The organism is Actinoplanes utahensis (assembly GCF_016862455.1).
Classification (GTDB): Bacteria; Actinomycetota; Actinomycetes; order Mycobacteriales; family Micromonosporaceae; genus Actinoplanes; species Actinoplanes utahensis.
Genome location: NZ_BOMZ01000089.1, coordinates 81,461 through 98,374 on the forward strand (window position 1 = coordinate 81,461; position 16,914 = coordinate 98,374).

8 protein-coding genes are annotated in these 16,914 nt (G+C 72.9%); 6 read left to right on the plus strand and 2 right to left on the minus strand.

The window, feature by feature from the left end:
• Positions 1–84: 84 nt before the first annotated feature.
• Both sbnB and Aut01nite_RS31665 read right to left on the minus strand, forming a co-directional pair.
• The gene (sbnB, locus tag Aut01nite_RS31660; protein WP_043525068.1) at positions 85–1,110 is read right to left on the minus strand and encodes a 2,3-diaminopropionate biosynthesis protein SbnB; all 1,026 of its coding nucleotides are present in this window, start codon (positions 1,108–1,110) and stop codon (positions 85–87) included.
• Positions 1,107–2,453 carry a cation:proton antiporter gene (locus Aut01nite_RS31665; protein WP_043525069.1) on the minus strand — a complete coding sequence of 449 codons (1,347 nt, stop codon included), beginning with the start codon at positions 2,451–2,453 and terminating at the stop codon, positions 1,107–1,109. The genes sbnB and Aut01nite_RS31665 overlap by 4 nt, the downstream gene beginning before the upstream one ends.
• A gap of 113 nt (positions 2,454–2,566) precedes the next feature.
• On the opposite strand from Aut01nite_RS31665, the gene Aut01nite_RS31670 reads away from it, so the two are divergent.
• Genes Aut01nite_RS31670 through Aut01nite_RS31695 form a run of 6 tightly spaced genes read left to right on the plus strand, consistent with a single transcriptional unit; the run spans position 2,567 to position 16,850 of the window.
• Positions 2,567–3,553 (plus strand): TauD/TfdA family dioxygenase, encoded by a 987-nt coding sequence (locus Aut01nite_RS31670; RefSeq protein WP_043525071.1) that lies wholly within the window; start codon positions 2,567–2,569, stop codon positions 3,551–3,553.
• 52 nt (positions 3,554–3,605) lie between these two features.
• Complete coding sequence (gene sbnA / locus Aut01nite_RS31675; RefSeq protein ID WP_043525072.1) at positions 3,606–4,631, plus strand: 2,3-diaminopropionate biosynthesis protein SbnA; 1,026 nt, start codon at positions 3,606–3,608, stop codon at positions 4,629–4,631.
• A gap of 13 nt (positions 4,632–4,644) precedes the next feature.
• A complete protein-coding gene (locus Aut01nite_RS31680; RefSeq protein WP_043525073.1) occupies positions 4,645–4,851 on the plus strand; it encodes an MbtH family protein in 207 nt (68 codons plus the stop codon).
• Entirely contained in the window at positions 4,844–9,538 is a 4,695-nt protein-coding gene (locus Aut01nite_RS31685) for a non-ribosomal peptide synthetase (RefSeq protein ID WP_204037748.1), read from the plus strand. The genes Aut01nite_RS31680 and Aut01nite_RS31685 overlap by 8 nt, the downstream gene beginning before the upstream one ends.
• Positions 9,535–15,639, plus strand: coding sequence for a non-ribosomal peptide synthetase (locus Aut01nite_RS31690; protein WP_052163712.1), 6,105 nt, complete (start codon positions 9,535–9,537; stop codon positions 15,637–15,639). Before Aut01nite_RS31685 ends, Aut01nite_RS31690 begins: the two co-directional genes overlap by 4 nt.
• Positions 15,639–16,850, plus strand: a complete 1,212-nt coding sequence (locus Aut01nite_RS31695; protein WP_043525074.1) for a cytochrome P450 — start codon at positions 15,639–15,641, stop codon at positions 16,848–16,850. The genes Aut01nite_RS31690 and Aut01nite_RS31695 overlap by 1 nt, the downstream gene beginning before the upstream one ends.
• Positions 16,851–16,914 lie beyond the last annotated feature (64 nt).

Genomic DNA, 16,914 nt, shown 5'->3' on the forward strand with positions numbered 1-16,914 from the left:
AGCCTGGTGCACCGGAACGCGGCTTTCGACCGTGCTGCCCATACCACCGCACAGCATGGTTAACCCTGCTGTGCGGCGGGGCCGTCACCCGTACCGTTTCATCTCGGCGAAGAAGTCCGGCACCTCCCGCAGGGTCCCGTCGCCGGCGAGCTGGTCGTGGACGTAACGGGCCACCGCCAGGTCCAGGACGCCGAGGCCGAACGGGGAGAACACGACCGGTTCGTCCGCCGGGACGGTCAGGTTCCCCTCGAGCAGGTCGTGGACGGTGCCCGCCAGGAAGTCGCGGTTCCCGGTCGCCTGCTCGGCCAGATGCGGCGAGGTGTTCGCCTTCAGACAGTGATCGACGTCGTCGACGATGTTGTACGACGACAGGATGATCTCCGGCGCCAGATCGCGGAGGGACACGTGGAGCACCACCGGGTTGTGGCCGAACAGGGCCGGGTCGTGCACGTGCGGCTCGCCCGCGACCGTGGCGAAGACCACCAGGTCACTGTCGCGCAGCACGTCGGCGGCGCTGTCGCGCACCTCGACCGTGGCGGCCCCGGCGCCGGTGAGGTGGTCGCGGAACTGGCCGGCGTAGGTGGGCGACAGGTCGTACACCGCGTAGTCCTCGCCGGTGAGGCCGACCGCGTCCAGGTAGGTGTGGATGTACCGGGCGATCAGCCCGGTCCCGATGAAACCGATCCGCCGCGGCCGGACCCCGCGGGCCTCGGTGATCCGCGCCGCGGCCAGCGCGGCCGACGCCGCGGTGCGCGCCGCGCTGATGATGGAGCTCTCCAGGCAGGCGAACGGATAGCCGGTACGGGTGTCGTTGAGGATCAGCACCGCCGAGGCGCGCGGAACACCGGCGGCCACGTTGCCGGGGAAACTGGCGATCCACTTGATCCCGTGCACGTCGACGTCACCGCCGACCGAGGCGGGCAGCGCGATGATCCGATCGCTGGGCCGGTCGGGGAAGCGCAGGAAGTACGAGTCCGGATTGACCGTCCGGCCCTCGCCGTGCAGCCGGTACGCCTGCGCGACCAGGTCGACCACGGCCTTCTCCCGGCCGGCCAGGGTGTCACGCACCTGCGCGCCGGAGATGACACTGAACTGCGGGGTGATGCTCATCGGACCTCCTGGGGTACGGCGGAGGGCACTCCCACCGCCGACGGGACGGGATCGTTCTCACGCTCGCGGAGCCGCTCCTCGGCGGTCGGCTCCAGCCGGGCCACCGCGTACCGCAGGATCGGCGGCCCCATCAGCGAGGTCACCACCGCGATCAGCACGATGCAGGTGTACATGGCGGGGGTCAGCACACCGAGGCGGACGCCGACCATCGCGATCACCACCTCGATGACGCCCCGGGAGTTCATCCCGGCGCCGAGCGCCATCGCCTCCCACCGGTTGAGCCGGCTCAGCCGGGCGCCGATGAAGGCGCCGGTGAACTTGCCCACGATCGCGATGACCAGCAGGGCGGCCGCGGTGGTCAGGACGTCGGGATCGGCCAGCGCCGTCAGGTCCATCCGGAGCCCCGCGGTGGCGAAGAAGATCGGGGCCAGCACGGCGGCGACGATGGCGCGGATCGGCAGGAGCCGGGCCATCACCTCCGGGCCGCCGCTGCGGATCAGCATCCCGGCCAGCAGGGCGCCGAAGATGGCCTCGAGGTGGAGCTGATGCGTGACGATGCTGAAGAGCATGATGACGGCGACCGCGGCGGCGAGCGTCATCTTGGCCTCGCCGTTACGCAGGGTCGCCAGCATCAGCTTGCGCACCAGCGGGCGGAGCAGGAACGCCGCGACGATCACACCGATGAGGTACGCCAGAGCCAGGCCGATCCCCGCGGCGCGCAGACCGGTCGTGGCCATCGCGGTCACGACCGACAGGCCGATCCAGCCGAGCAGGTCGTCCACCGTGCCGGTCATCAGGATCATCTGGCCCACGTTGCGGTGCAGCATGTTGAGGTCGATCAGGGTCTTCGCGATCACCGGGATCGCGCTCACACTCATGGCGACCCCGATGAACACCGCGAAGGTGGCCTGGTCGGAGCCGGGGGCCAGCAGCGTGACGGGGACCAGCAGGCCGGCGCCGACGCCGAGGGTCAGCGGGATGACGAAGCCCGGCAGGCTCACCTTCGCGGCCGTGGACTTGTGCCGGCGGATGAACTTCAGATCCAGCTGGAGGCCGGTGATCGCGACCAGCAGGAGGACCCCGACCTGGCCGAAGGCGTCGAGCATGTGGACCTGTTCCGGATTCTGCGGGAACAGATAGTGGAAGGCCGCGGGCGCGGTGCTGCCGAGCAGCGACGGGCCCAGCAGCACGCCGGTCAGCAGTTCGCCGACGAGCGCCGGCATGGACAGCCGCCGGGCCAGCATCCCCATCAGGGTGGCGACCAGCAGCAGCAGACCCAGCTGCAACAGGAAGATCAGGAGCGGGTGTCCGCCTAGCGGCGGTACGGGAGTGAACGCGAGCAAGGACCGGCCTCCTCCATCGAAGATTCTGAGAGCACGCTCCCCGCGGGGCCTATATTTCGGTGTGCAAGCGCCTCTATGGGCCGGGTATAGGGGTTCTCGCTTTCCTGTACGGCATGACCGCGACTTCCGTAATCGACACGGGATCCGAGACCCGATTCACGCTCTCCGACGGTGAGCGCGACGAACTGGCCGGCGTCGCCCGCGAACTCACGCAGACCACTCCGGCGCTGGTGGACGACAACAAGTGGCTGGCCGTGGCCAGCCGGCTCGCCGCCCGCGTGCCCACCCGGGTCCGCCAGGCGATCCGCCAGTTCCAGCGCGACCCGGGCATCGACGGCGTGCTGTTGCTGTCCAACCTGTGGGTGGACGCCGACAACCTGCCGCCCACCCCGACCCGGCCCGAGTCGGTGGAGCGGGAGGCCACCCTGCCTGCGGCGACGCAGGCGCTCATCGCCCTCTCCCTCGGCGAGATGATCGCCTACCAGAAGGAGAAGGACGGCGCCCTGGTGCAGAACGTGGTGCCGGTCCCGGGCCGGGAGCGCTCGCAGAGCAACGCCGGCTCGGCCGACCTCGAGATGCACGTGGAGAACGCCTTCCACCCGCACCGCCCCGACTACGTGATGCTGATGTGCTTGCGCAACGACCACGAGGACCGGGCCGCGCTGCAGACCAGCTCGATCCGGCGGGCCTTCCCGCGGATCCCCGCCGAGGTGCGGGACGCGCTGCGGGCCGAACGTTTCGAGACCGAGGCGCCGCCGTCCTTCGCCGCCGCGGGCGCCGGGACGCTGCGGCACGCCGTCTTCTCCGGCGCGGCCGAGGACCCCGACCTGCTCGTCGACTTCAACGCCACCTCGGCGCTCGACGAGCGGGGACGGCAGGCGATGAACGTGCTCAAGGAGCACCTGGCGGCGGCGTCCCGCAGCGCCGTCCTGCGCCCCGGTGACCTCGCGGTGCTGGACAACCGGATCGCGGCGCACGGCCGCAGCCAGTTCGTGCCCCGCTACGACGGGCAGGACCGCTGGCTGCACCGCAGTTTCATCCACCTGGACAACCGGCGGTCGCTGGGTTCCCGGGGGCCGAACAACCAGGTCATCTCCTGAGGGCAGTGGGCCGGACCGGTCGCTGCACACCACGGTGGATTCGGGGACAGCAATGTTCAACAAGCCGCTCAACGGCATCCTGGCCGCGATAGGCAACACACCTCTGACCGAACTGAGCTCGCTGATGCCGGACTTCGGCGGCCGGGTCTACGGCAAGCTCGAGTTCTTCAATCCCGGCGGGAGCATCAAGGACCGCTCGGCGGCGGCCATGATCCTGGAGAAGATCGAGTCCGGGGTGCTGGAACCCGGCCGGTCGGTGGTCGTCGAGTCCAGCTCGGGCAACCTGGCCATCGGCCTGGCGCAGATCTGCCGGTACTTCGACCTGAAGCTGATCTGCGTGGTCGACGCCATGACCACCGAGCAGAACCTGGCGATCCTGCGCGCCTACGACGTCGGGCTGGACATCGTCGCCGACCCGGACCCGCTGACCGGCGAGTTCCTGTCGGTGCGCAAGCGGCGGGTCCGGCAGCTCGTCGAGACCACCCCGTACGCCTACTCGCCGGATCAGTACTCCAACCCGCTCAACCCCAAGGCGCACGAGCACACGATGGCCGAGATCGCCGCGGCGCTGGACGGGCAGGTCGACTACCTGTTCGCCGCCACCAGCACCACGGGGACGCTCACCGGCTGCGCCAACTACATCCGCAAGAACGGGCTCAGCACCACGGTGGTGGCCGTCGACGCGATAGGCAGCGTGCTGTACGGCTCCGAGCCGGCCCGGCGCCTGATCCCCGGCCACGGCGCGTCCGTCGCGCCGGTCCTGCTGGACCGGTCGTTGCCGGACCGGGTCGTGCACGTCAGCGACCTGGAATGTGTCGTCGGCTGCCGTCGCCTGGTGCACCGGGAGGCGATCCTGGCCGGCGGATCGTCGGGCGCGACCGTCGCGGCGCTGGGGATCCTGCGCGAGGAGATCGCCGACGGCGCCACCTGCGTCCTGATCTTCCCGGACGGCGGTGACCGGTACGTGGACACCGTCTACTCGGACGCCTGGGTCGGCGACCACTTCGGCGAGGTGGCGCACCTCTGGAAGAACGACATCGAGCCGCAACCGGGCCCGTCCCCGGTGACGCACCACTGAGGAGGGAGATCCCATGTCGCAGGAGCAGGCGTTCATCGTCGTCCTGAACGATGAACTGCAGTACTCGATCTGGTGGGAGGGGCGTGACCTGCCCGCCGGATGGCGTGCCGAGGGTACGTCGGGAAGCCGGGAGGAGTGCCTGGCGCACATCGACGAGGTATGGACCGACATGCGCCCGTTGAGCCTGCGCCGGCGCATGGAGCAGGCCGGCCATGTCTGAGCAGGACATCCGTACTCTGCCCGAGCTGGTCGGGGCGCAGGCGCTGGCGACGCCCGACGCCCCGGCGGTGCTCGCTCCCGATGCGGGGCGGTCCTACACGTACCGGCAGCTGTGGGCCGAGTCCGGCCGGGTCGCCGACCACCTGCGAGGGCGGGGGATCGGTCCCGGATCCCGCGTGGCGGTACGCCTGTCACGCGGTCCGGAGCTGGTCGCGGCGCTGCTCGGGGTGTGGCGGGCGGGAGCGGCCTACGTGCCGATCGACCCGTCCGGCCCGTCCGGGCGCTCCGCCCTGATCCTCGCGGACAGCGGGGCCGAGCTGGAGATCACCGGGGAGACGTACGACCGGATCCCGGAAGCGGGCGAGCCGTCCGGCGGGCCCGCCCCGGCCGGTGCGGATCCCGCCTACGTCATCTACACCTCGGGCTCCACCGGCACGCCCAAGGGCGTGGTCGTCACCCATGCCGGGATCGCGAACCGGGTGCGGTGGACGGTCCGGGAGCACCGGCTCGGCGCCGCCGACCGGGTGCTGCAGAAGACCACCATCGGCTTCGACGCCGCCGGGTGGGAGATCTGGGCGCCGCTGGTCAGCGGTGGCGTCGTGGTGCTCGCCCCGGCCGGCGCGGAACGCGACCCGGCGGCGATGCTGCGCGCGGTCGCCGACCACGGGGTGACGGTCCTGCAGGTGGTGCCGTCCGTGCTCCGTCTGCTGGCGGCCGAGGACTGGACCGGCTGCGACGCGCTGCGCCTGCTCTTCTCGGCCGGGGAGGCGCTGCACGCCGAACTCTGTCACCGGGTGCTCGCGAAGGCCGACGTGGAGATCTGGAACACGTACGGCCCGACCGAGTGCTCGATCGACGTCACCGCGTACCGGTTCGACCCGGCGCAGACCGAGGGGCCGGTCCCGATCGGCCGCCCGTTGCCGGGGATGTCGGTGCTGGTGCTCGACGCCGCCGGGCGGCCGGTCCCGATCGGCGTCCGCGGCGAGTTGTACGCCGGCGGTGTCGGCGTCGCGCTCGGCTATCAGGGCCGGCCGGCGCTCACCGCCGAACGGTTCGTGCCGGCCCCGTACGGCGCGCCCGGCACCCGCCTCTACCGGACCGGTGACCAGGTCAGCTGGCGCCCCGACCGCACCCTGAGCTACCTCGGCCGGCTCGACTCGCAGGTCAAGGTGAACGGGGTCCGGATCGAACCGGGCGAGGTGGAGGCCACACTGCTCGCCCACCCCGCGGTACGGGCGGCGGCCGTGACCGCCCGGGACGGCCAGCTGGTCGCCTACGTCGCCGGGTCCGCCCCGGCCCGGGAGTGGCTGGCCGAGCGGCTGCCCGCCGCGATGGTGCCGGCCGTGTTCGTGGCGCTGGAGACGCTGCCGCTGACCTCGAACGGGAAGGTGGACCGGGCCGCGCTGCCGGATCCGGACCTGGCCCCGGCCGAGTTCGTCGCGCCGCGGACGGTCGCCGAGAAGCAGGTCGCCGACGCCTGGGCGGAACTGCTCGACCTGCCGGAGATCGGCGTGCACGACGACTTCTTCCGTCTCGGCGGCTCCTCGCTGCTGCTGTCCCGCCTCGCCCGGCGCCTGGGCGATCTGCCGCTGGGTGCCCTGTTCACCGCCACCACGGTGGAGGCGCAGGCGCGCCTGCTGGAGAACGAGGTGGATCGTCCCACCATCACTCGGGCCGGCCGGCGCGCGCCGCTGCCGCTGTCGGTGGCCCAGTACCAGTTCTGGCTGATGGACCGGATCAATCCCGGCGGCTCGGAGTGGAACGCGCCGGTGCTGCTGCGACTGCCCGGGACGCGTACCCCCGCCGAGGTCGACGCGGCGCTCACCGCCCTGGTGGCCCGGCACGAGATCCTGCGGACCCGGTACGTGGTCGAGGACGGCGAGCCGTTCCAGGTCATCGAGCCGCCCGCCCCGGTGTCCGCCGCGGTCGTGGACGGCCCGGTGGACCTCGACGACCTGCTGCAGGACGGGTTCGACCTGGCCGAGGGGCCGGTCTGGCGGGCCGTGCTGTTCCGCAACCCCGGGCAGGAGTCCCTGCTCGCGCTCGTCGTCCACCACATCGCCTGCGACGGATGGTCCTCGGTGGTGCTGGCCCGCGACATCGAGCACCTGTGCGAGGGCCGCCGGCCGGCGCCGCTGCCGGTGCAGTACGCCGACTACGCGGTCTGGCATCACCGGCACGGCATCGACGAGAGTCAGCTCGACTTCTGGCGTGCCCGGCTGGACGGCCTGAAAGCCGTGGAGCTGCCCACCGACCGTCCCCGGCCGGCGCGCCGCGACGGTGCGGGCGGCGCGGTGACCTTCGAGGTGCCCGCCGCCGTGACGGCCGGGCTGGAGGCGCTGGCCCGGCGCGAGCAGACGTCGCTGTACACGGTGCTGCTGACCGCCCTCGCGACCCTGCTGGGCCGGTACGGGGCCGGCTGGGACGTGCCGATCGGCACCTCGGTGACCGGGCGGACCCGGCCGGAGATCCTCGACGTCGCCGGCGTCTTCCTCAACACCGTGGTGATGCGGTGCGTGCTGGACCCGGACGCGACGTTCGCCGAGGCGGTGGCCGGTACGCGCGAGGTGACGCAGAGCGCCTTCGCGCATCAGGAGTACCCCTTCGACCGGCTGGTGGACCAGATCCAGCCGGAGCGCGATCCGTCCCGCACACCGATCTACCAGGTGATGTTCAACTTCCACGAGGAGGGGCGCACCGGAGTCGCCAACGACCCGGCCGATCTGGAGACGGCGCGGCGGGCGTGGCGCAACGCCCGTACCGATCTCACCCTGGTGCTGCAGCGCGCGGCGGACGGTTCGCTGTTCGCCTTCGTGGAGTACGCGACCGCGCTGTTCGACGAGGCGACGGTGGCCCGGATGGGACGGCACTTCGGCCGCCTGCTGGCGGCGGTGTCGGCGGCCCCGGCGGTCCCGTTGTCGGATCTCGACCTGCTCACCGAGCAGGAACGGGAACGGCTGGCCCGGCCCGCCGGGCGGCGGCTCGGCACGACCGTACCCGCCGAGATCGCGGGGTGGGCCCGGCGTGACCCGTCCCGGCCCGCGGTGATCGGCGGCGGCCGGCAGCTGACCTACGGCGAGCTGGAGCAGCGGGCGGCGCAGGTGGCGTACCGGCTGCGGGAGCTGGGCGCCGGACCGGAGACGGTGGTGGCCGTGTCGCTGCCGCGGAGCACCGACTTCGTGGTCGCCGTGCTCGGGGTGTGGCGGGCCGGATGCGCCTACGTCCCGGCGGACCCGGCCGACGCGCCCGACCGCCGGTCGCACATGTTCTCGGTGACGGCGGCCAAGGTGGTCATCGACGCCGCGTTCATGGCGGACACCACGGCGCGGGACGCGTCGCCGCTGCCGGAGCCCGACCCCGGCGACGCGGCGTACGTCATGTTCACCTCCGGCTCGACCGGCCGGCCCAAGGGCGTGCAGGTCGAGCACGGGTCGCTGGCGACCATGCTGGCGGCGGCACGGGACAACCTGGACTTCACCGACCGGTCGGCGTGGCTGGCGATGGCCGCCTTCACGTTCGACATCTCGTGCGTGGAGCTGTTCCTGCCGCTCTCCAGCGGCGGCGTCACCGTCATCGCGGACGCCGAGCAGGTCCTCGACCACGCGGCGCAGCTGCGCCTGATGGACCAGCACCGGGTCACCCACCTCCAGGTGTCGCCGTCGCACTGGCAGATGCTGCTGGACGCGGGTTTCGGCCGGCGCGACGTCACCGCGCTGACCGGCGGGGAGGCCACCACCCCGGCGCATCTCAGCGAGATCGCGTCCCGGGTGCCGGTGTTCTTCAACGAGTACGGGCTCACCGAGACGACCGTGGCCGCCACCCGCTGGCGGGTCCCGGAGCAGGTGCGCACGCCGGCCATCGGATTCCCGTACCCGCACGTCAGCGTGTATCTGCTGGACGATCGGATGCGGCCGGTGCCGCCCGGCGCGGTGGGTGAGCTGTACGTCGGCGGCGCCGGGGTCGCCCGCGGTTACCTGGGCCAGCCCGGCCTCACCGCGGCCCGCTTCGTGCCGGACCCGTTCACCGGATCCGGCGGCCGCCTGTACCGCACCGGCGACCTGTGCCGGGAACTGCCGGACGGCGCCCTGGTCTTCGCCGGCCGGGCGGACCGGCAGGTGAAGGTCCGCGGCCGCCGGGTCGAGCTCGGCGAGATCGAGGCCGTGCTCACCGAGTATCCCGGCGTGCGCGCCGCCGTGGTGTCGCTGCGTGACGAGCAGCTGGTCGCCTACTGCGTGGGCGAGGTGCCCGCGCCGGCCGACCTGATCGCGCACGCCGCCCGATTCCTGCCCGAGTACATGCGGCCCGGCCGGGTCGTGCCGATCGACCGGATCCCGCTCACCGCCAATTCCAAGATCGATTATGCCGCTCTGCACGAGCGGGATCAGCCCACACAGGAGAAGCCCGAGATGTCAGGCGCACCCAGGAACAAGCTGGAATACCGGATCGCCGGCCTCTGGGCCGACGTGCTCGACCGCTTCGTCGGCGTCGACGAGGACTTCTTCCGGGCCGGCGGCACGTCCATGCTGGCCACCCAGTTGATCGCCAAGGTACGGCGGGAGTTCGGGGTGAAGGTCTCCATGCGGGGATTCTTCGACCAGCCGACCATCGCCGGCCTGGCCGTGCTGGTGGAGGAAGCCGTCCGTGCCTCGGTCGAGCAGGAGCTGGACGCCGGAGGTGTCCCCGCATGAGCTCCACGCTGCGCGACCAGCTGATCCGTCAGCGGCTGGAGGGAACCTCCGCCGCCCCGGACGGCATCGTCCCGGCCGGCCGCGACCAGGCACTGCCGCTGTCCTATGGACAGCGGCAGTTCTGGGCGCTGCACGCCGCCGACCCGGAGAACCCGGAATACCTCGTGCCGCTGATGTTCCGGCTGCGCGGGCCACTCGACGTGGCGGCGCTGGAGCGGGCCTGGACCGGGCTGGTGGCGCGGCACGAGATCCTGCGCACCACGTACGCCTGGACCGGCGGCCCGCCGCGGCAGGTGATCCACGAGGCGGGCCCGGTGGACCTCGCGGTGCTGGCCGAGGACGGCGCGAGCGACCGCGGGGCCCGGACCCGGGAGATCTTCGAGCGGGAGACCGCGACCCCGATCGACCTGGCGAACCACGCGCCGCTGCGGGTCCGGCTGATCCGCTACGCCGCCGACGACCACGTGCTGCTCGCGGTCTTCCACCACATCGCGTGCGACGCCGCGACACCCGGCATCGTCACCCGGGAGCTGACCGAGCTGTACGCCGCCGCCGTCGAGCGGCGGCCGCATCGGCTGGCCCCGGTCCCGCTGCAGTACGCCGACTACGCGGTCTGGGAGCAGGAACAGGACTTCGACCTGGAGTTCTGGCACCGGGAGCTGACCGGGGCCGCGCCCCTGGAACTGCCCACCGACCGCCCCCGGCCGGCGGCGCGGGACTGGGCCGGCGCGACCGTGCCGGTCACCGTCCCGGACGACGTCGCCGGCCGGATCCGCGACCTCGCGAGCAGGTACGCGGCCACCCCGTACGTCGTCCTGCTCACCGCCTTCCAGGTCCTGCTGGCGCGGTACACCGGGGTCAGCGACGTGTCGGTCGGCACCGCCGTGTCCGGCCGCAACCGCCCGGAGCTCGCCGGCATGGCCGGATACGCCTTCAACACCCTGGTGCTGCGTGCCACCTGGAGCGGCGGCGACTTCGGCGAGCTCCTCGCCGCCAACCGGGACCGGGTGCTGGACGCCTTCGACCACGCCGACGCGCCGTTCTTCGCCGTCGCCGACCGGGTCCGGTCCGCCGGCGACCAGCCGCTCATCCAGGCGATGCTGGACCTGCGCGCCGGCCCCGAGCCCACCCTGGCGCTGACCGGGCTCACCACCGAGCTGCTGCCGACCGGCGACGGCGTCGCCCGTTTCGACCTGACGTTGCACGCGCGCGACTCCGGCGCCTCGTTCTCCGCCGACCTGGAGTACGCCACCGCCCTCTTCGACGAGGCCACGGCGACCCGGATGGCGGGGCACTACGTCCGGCTCCTCGACCTGGTCACCGCGGACCCCGGCGTCCCGGTCGCCCTGCTCGACCCGCTGTCCGCCGGGGAGCGCGACTTCCTGCTGGGCACCCCGGAACCCGCCGGGGAGCGGCCCTTCCGGCTCGGCGGGAAGCCGGACGCGGTGGCCCTGGTGGCCGGGACCACCCGGATCAGCTTCGCCGAGCTGGACGCCCGGGCCGACCGGTACGCGCATCACCTGCGCGGCCTGGGCGCCGGGCCGGGGTCGATGATCGGCGTGCGGATGCGCCGGGTCCCGGACATGGTCGCCTGCCTGCTCGGGGTGTGGCGGACCGGGGCGGCGTACGTGCCGATCGACGTGTCCTATCCCGCGGACCGGGTCGACTACATGCTGGCGAACTCCGGCGTCACCGTCGTCGTCGACGAGGACACCGACGTGGACGCGCAGCCGGGCACACCGGTCGCGTACGACCCGGATCCCGACGACCTGGCGTACGTCATCTACACCTCCGGATCCACCGGCCGCCCCAAGGGCGTCGCGGTGACCCATCGCGGCCTGGCCAACTACCTGTCCTGGGCGGTCGACCGCTACATGGGCCACGGCGGCGGAGCGCCGTTCTTCTCGTCGATCGCCTTCGACCTGGGCGTGCCGAACCTGTTCGCCCCGCTGATGGTGGGCGAGACCGTGCATCTCGTCCCGGACGGCTTCGTCCCCGACGAGCTGGGCGAGCTGCTGTCCGCCGGCGCGCCGCACAGCTTCGTCAAGCTGACCCCCGGCCACCTGGACCTGCTCACCCGGCAGCTGAGCCCGGAACAGGCGCGGTCGCTGGCCGGCCTGGTCATCGCGGCCGGCGACGAGTTCCCGCGCCGGCTGGTGCAGCGCTGGTCCGAGCTGGGCGGCGCCCCGCTGGCGGCGGAGTACGGCCCCACCGAGATCACCGTCGGCAACTCGGCGGAGTTCGACGTGCGCGACCGGACGACCGACCTGGTGCCGATCGGCTCCCCGATCCCCGGCACCACCATGTACGTGCTCGACGAGGCGATGCTCCTCGCGCCGGTCGGCGTGACCGGCGAGGTCTACATCGGCGGGGCCGGCCTGGCCCGGGGCTACGTGAACCGGCCCGGCCTGACCGCCGAGAGGTTCCTGCCCGACCCGTACGGCGGGCCCGGCTCCCGGCTGTACCGGACCGGTGACCTGGCCCGGGTGCTGCCGGACGGCGCGGTCGACTTCCTCGGCCGGGTGGACAACCAGGTGAAGCTGCGCGGGCACCGGATCGAACTCGGCGAGATCGAGGCGGTGCTGTCGGCCGCCGAGGACGTCCGCGACGCCGTCGTGGTGCTGCGCGAGGACCGTCTCGTCGCGTACGTCACCGGCGACGCCGACCCGGCCGGCCTCGAGCGGCGGACCCGGGACGCGCTCCCGGCGTACATGGTGCCGTCGGCGTTCGTACGGCTCGACGCGATCCCGCTGACCGCCAACGGCAAGGTCGACCGCCGGGCGCTGCCCGCGCCGGACCGGCAGGCCCTGACCGGCAACGAGTACGCCGCGCCGAGCGGAGAGATCCAGGAGCTGATCGCCCGGATCTGGTCGAGCCTGCTGAAGGTGGAGGCGCCCGGCGCCCACGACAGCTTCTTCGACCTCGGCGGTGACTCGATCAGCGCGGTCGGGCTGGCCGGCGCGCTGCGTGCCGAGGGCTTCGACCTCAGCGTGCGCGACGTGTTCGCGGCCCGGACCATCGCCGCGCTCGCCGACCTGGCCGCGGGGGCCGGGGCCGTCACCGCCGGCACGGTCGCGCCGTTCGCGCTCCTCGACGCCGCCGACCGCGCCGCCCTGCCCGCGGACGTGGTGGACGCCTACCCGGTCTCGCTGACCCAGCGCGGGATGCTGCTGGAACAGCTGGCCGGCGGGCCGGAGAACTACTACCACAACATCACCGCGTTCCGGATCCTCGACCGGGCGCCGTTCGACCTGGACGCCTTCCGCCGAGCGGCCGCCCTGATCGTGGAACGCCACGCGGTGATGCGTACGGCGTACGACCTCACCGGCTACTCGCAGCCGCTGCAACTGGTGCTGCCCACCGCCGAGATGCCGCTCGGCCTCACCGACCTGCGGCACCTGGACGCCGGCGAGCGGCAGGAACGGCTGCTGGCGCACTGTGCCGCGGAACGGGCCGAGCTGTTCGACCTGAGCCGGCCCCCGCTGATGCGGATGCACATCCACCTCTGCGACGACGAGAGCTGGTGGCTGTCGATCACCGAGTGCCACCCGATCCTGGAGGGCTGGAGCTACCACTCGCAGCTGATGGAGCTGCTCCGCGCGTACCAGCGGATCCGCGACGGCCTGGCGCCCGGGGAGCCGGAGCCGGTCACCGCCCGGTACGCCGACTTCGTCGCCACCGAGCTGACCGCCCTCGACTCCGCCGACGACCAGGCGTACTGGCGTGGCGTGCTCACCCGGAACGCGAAGTTCACCGTGCCGACGGCGTGGGCCGACCCGGCCGGCGGCGACGAGCGGTACCAGGTCAGCATCCCCCTGCACGACCTGGAGGGCCCGTTGCGGGCCCTCGCCACGGCCGCGGACACGCCGTACAAGAGCGTCCTGCACGCCGCGCACCTGCACGTGCTGAGCCGGCTCACCACCGACGACGCGTTCCACAGCGGCATCGTCTGCGACGCCCGCCCGGAGCTGCCCGGCTTCGAACGGGTCTCCGGCATGTACCTGAACTCGGTGCCGTTCCCGCACCGCCGGGGCGCGGCGAGCTGGCGGGAACTGGTCGGCGCGACCTTCGCCACCGAGATCGCGATGTGGCCGCACCGGCACTTCCCGTCACCCGCCATGCCGCGGCTGGCCGGCGGTGGCCCGCGGCCGGTCGACGTGCTCTTCCACTACCTGGACTTCCACCAGGTGGACACCACCCTGGTGCAGGTCGACGCGTGCATCGACGACAGCCCGAACGAGTTCAAGCTGGTGGTGGGCACCCCGGTGAAGGGGTTCCTGACCATCGCCGGCACCCCGGCCGTCCTCGGGCGGGACCGGGCGGAGCAGCTCGCCGGGATGTACCGGGCCGTGCTCGAGGCGATGGCGGCCGGCCCCGACGGCGACCCGCGGGCGCTGCGGTTGCCGGGCGGGGAGTTCCGGCTCGACGGCGTCCCGGCGGACGGCGGGGACCTCGCCGATCCGCTGGCGAACGGGGCCCCGGACGCGGTCGCGGTGATCGCCGGCGGCCGGGCGCACACCTTCCGGGAGGTGTCCGAGCTCGCCGACCGGGTGGCGTACGACCTGCGCCGCCGCGGAACCGGCCCGGGCGACACGGTGGCCGTGCTGCTGGACCGCGGCGTCGACCTGGTCGCGGCCGTGGTCGGCGTCCTGCGGGCGGGCGCCGCCTACCTGCCGCTGGATCCCGCGCACCCGACCGCCCGGCTCCGGGACCTGCTCGGCGGCACCGGGATCGCGCTGACCTCGGCCGCGCACGCCGACCGGCTTCCCGGCTCCGCCCGGGTGCTCGTCGCGGACCTGCCGCCCGCGCCGCACCCGGTGGCGGTGGACACCCACCCGGACGCCCTGGCGTACGTGATCGCCACCTCCGGCTCCACCGGGCGGCCCAACGCGGTCGCCGTGACCCGCCGCGGCCTGGCGAACTATCTGCGCTGGGCGGCCGGGGAGTACGCCACCGGCAGCGGCGGCGCACCGGTCTTCTCGTCGATCGCCTTCGACATCACCGTGCCGAACCTGTTCGCGCCCCTGCTGGCCGGGCAGCCGGTGCACCTGCTGCCGCAGGACCTGGACCCGGCCGATCTCGGGGCCGAGCTGCTGCGGCACGCGCCGTACAGCTTCATGATGCTCACCCCCAGCCATCTGGCCCTGCTCGTGGACCAGCTGGGCGCGGCGCGGGTGACCGGGCTCGCGGGCGTCCTCGTCGCGGCCGGGGAGGCCCTCGGCGCCGGACTGGCCCGGCGGCTGCCCGGCATCCGGGTCGAGTACGGGCCCACCGAGGCGACCGTCGGCGTGTGCGGGACGCCCGTCGACGGGACCGCCCCGGTGCCGCTGGGCACACCGCTGCCGGGCACGGCCGTCCAGATCCTCGGTCCCGGCCTGCTGCCGGGGCCCGCCGGGGTGGCCGGTGAGCTCTACGTCAGCGGACCCGGGCTGGCCCGCGGCTATGCCGGCGCTCCCGCGCTGACCGCGCAGCGGTTCGTGCCCGACCCGTACGGTCCGCCCGGCTCCCGGATGTACCGGACCGGTGACCTGGCCCGGCGGACCGCGGACGGCCGGCTGGAGTTCCTCGGTCGGGCCGACGACCAGGTGAAGATCCGCGGGCACCGGGTGGAACCGGCCGAGATCGAGGCCGCCCTCACGGCCGATCCGCGGGTCGATCGCGCCGCCGTCGTGCCGGCCGGATCCGGGCTGGTGGCGTACGTCGTCACCGATGCGGAACCGGCCGATCTGCGCGCCGCGCTGCGCGACACGCTGCCGGCCCACCTGTGTCCGAACCGGTTCGTCGTGGTGCCGGACCTGCCGCTGACCGGCAACGGCAAGGTCGACCGCCGGGCGCTGCCGGATCTCGCCCGACCGGCGGCGGCGCCCCGGCGACAGCCGGCGACCGGTCACGAGCGGGTGCTCGCCGCCATCTGGGCGCGGCTGCTCGACGTGCCGGAGGTCGGCGCCGACGACAGCCTGGCCGAACTCGGCGGCGATTCGCTGATGATCCTGCAGGTGCTGGCCCTGGCCCGGGAAGCCGGTCTGGAACCCCCCGGTGACCTGCTCCGCAACGGCGCGACGCTCGAGCAGATCGCCGCGCGAACCCGAGAGGTCTCCTGATGCGCACCCTGACCAGCACCATGCCACCGCCGGTCGACCTGGACGCCGTCGACCTGGCCGATCCGGCGACGTTCCGGGACACCGACCTCACCGGGATGTGGCGCCGGTTCCGCGACGAGCGGCCGGTGCACCGCCATCCGGCGCGGGGCGGCCGCCCCGAGTTCTGGGCGGTGTCCCGGTACGCCGACGCCATCGCCGTCTACCGCGACCACGAGAACTTCACCACCGAGCAGGGCAACATGCTGGCGACGCTGCTCACCGGCGGCGACTCGGCCTCCGGGAAGATGCTCGCGGTCACCGACGGCGCCCGGCACCGGGAGGTGCGCAAGCTGATGCTGAAGGCGTTCTCGCCCCGGGTGCTGGGCCACGTCGCCGAGCAGATCAAGTCCCGGATCCGGCGGCTCATCACCGAGGCCCGGGATCGCGGCGACCTCGACTACGCCGTCGACGTGGCCGAGGAGATCCCGATCGGCACCATCTGCGACCTGCTCGGCATCCCCGAGGGCGACCGGCGCGAGCTGCTGGAGCTGAGCAAGGCGGTGCTGAGCTCCGATCAGGACACCCCGGACCAGACCGAGATGGTGCTGGCCCGCAACGAGATGCTGCTGTACTTCACCGACCTGGCCGAGGAACGCCGCGGGAATCCGGGCGACGACGTCGTCAGCACCCTGGCGACCAGCTTCCTCACCCACGACGAGGTCGTCTACAACTGCTACAGCCTGATCATCGGCGGCGACGAGTCCAGCCGGCTCAGCTCGATCGGGGCGATCCACGCCTTCGCCGGGCATCCGCGGCAGTGGGCGGCGCTGAAGAACGGCGACGTCACGGCGGAGAGCGCCGTGGAGGAGATCCTGCGGTGGACGACGCCGGCCATGCACTTCGGCCGGCGGGCCCGCGCCGACGTCGCGATCGGCGGGGTGGTGGTGCCGGCCGGCGCCGCGGTGACCATCTGGAACACCGCGGCCAACTACGACGAGCGGGTCTTCGCCGAGCCGGAGCGGTTCGACCTGGCCCGTACCCCGAACCGGCATCTGACCTTCGGCCAGGGCGCGCACTTCTGCCTCGGCGCGTTCCTGGGGCGGGCCCAGCTCCAGGCGATGGTCGAGTCGGTGCGCGAGACGGTGACCTCGATCGAGCTGCGCGGCGAGCCCGAGCAGCTGCACTCGAACTTCATGTACGGCTACTGCCGGCTCCCGGTCACCTTCCGGTAGGAGACCCCCGAACGGCTCTGGCCGCTGTCTCAGCTGAGACAGCGGCCAGTTTCGGTTGCGGTGC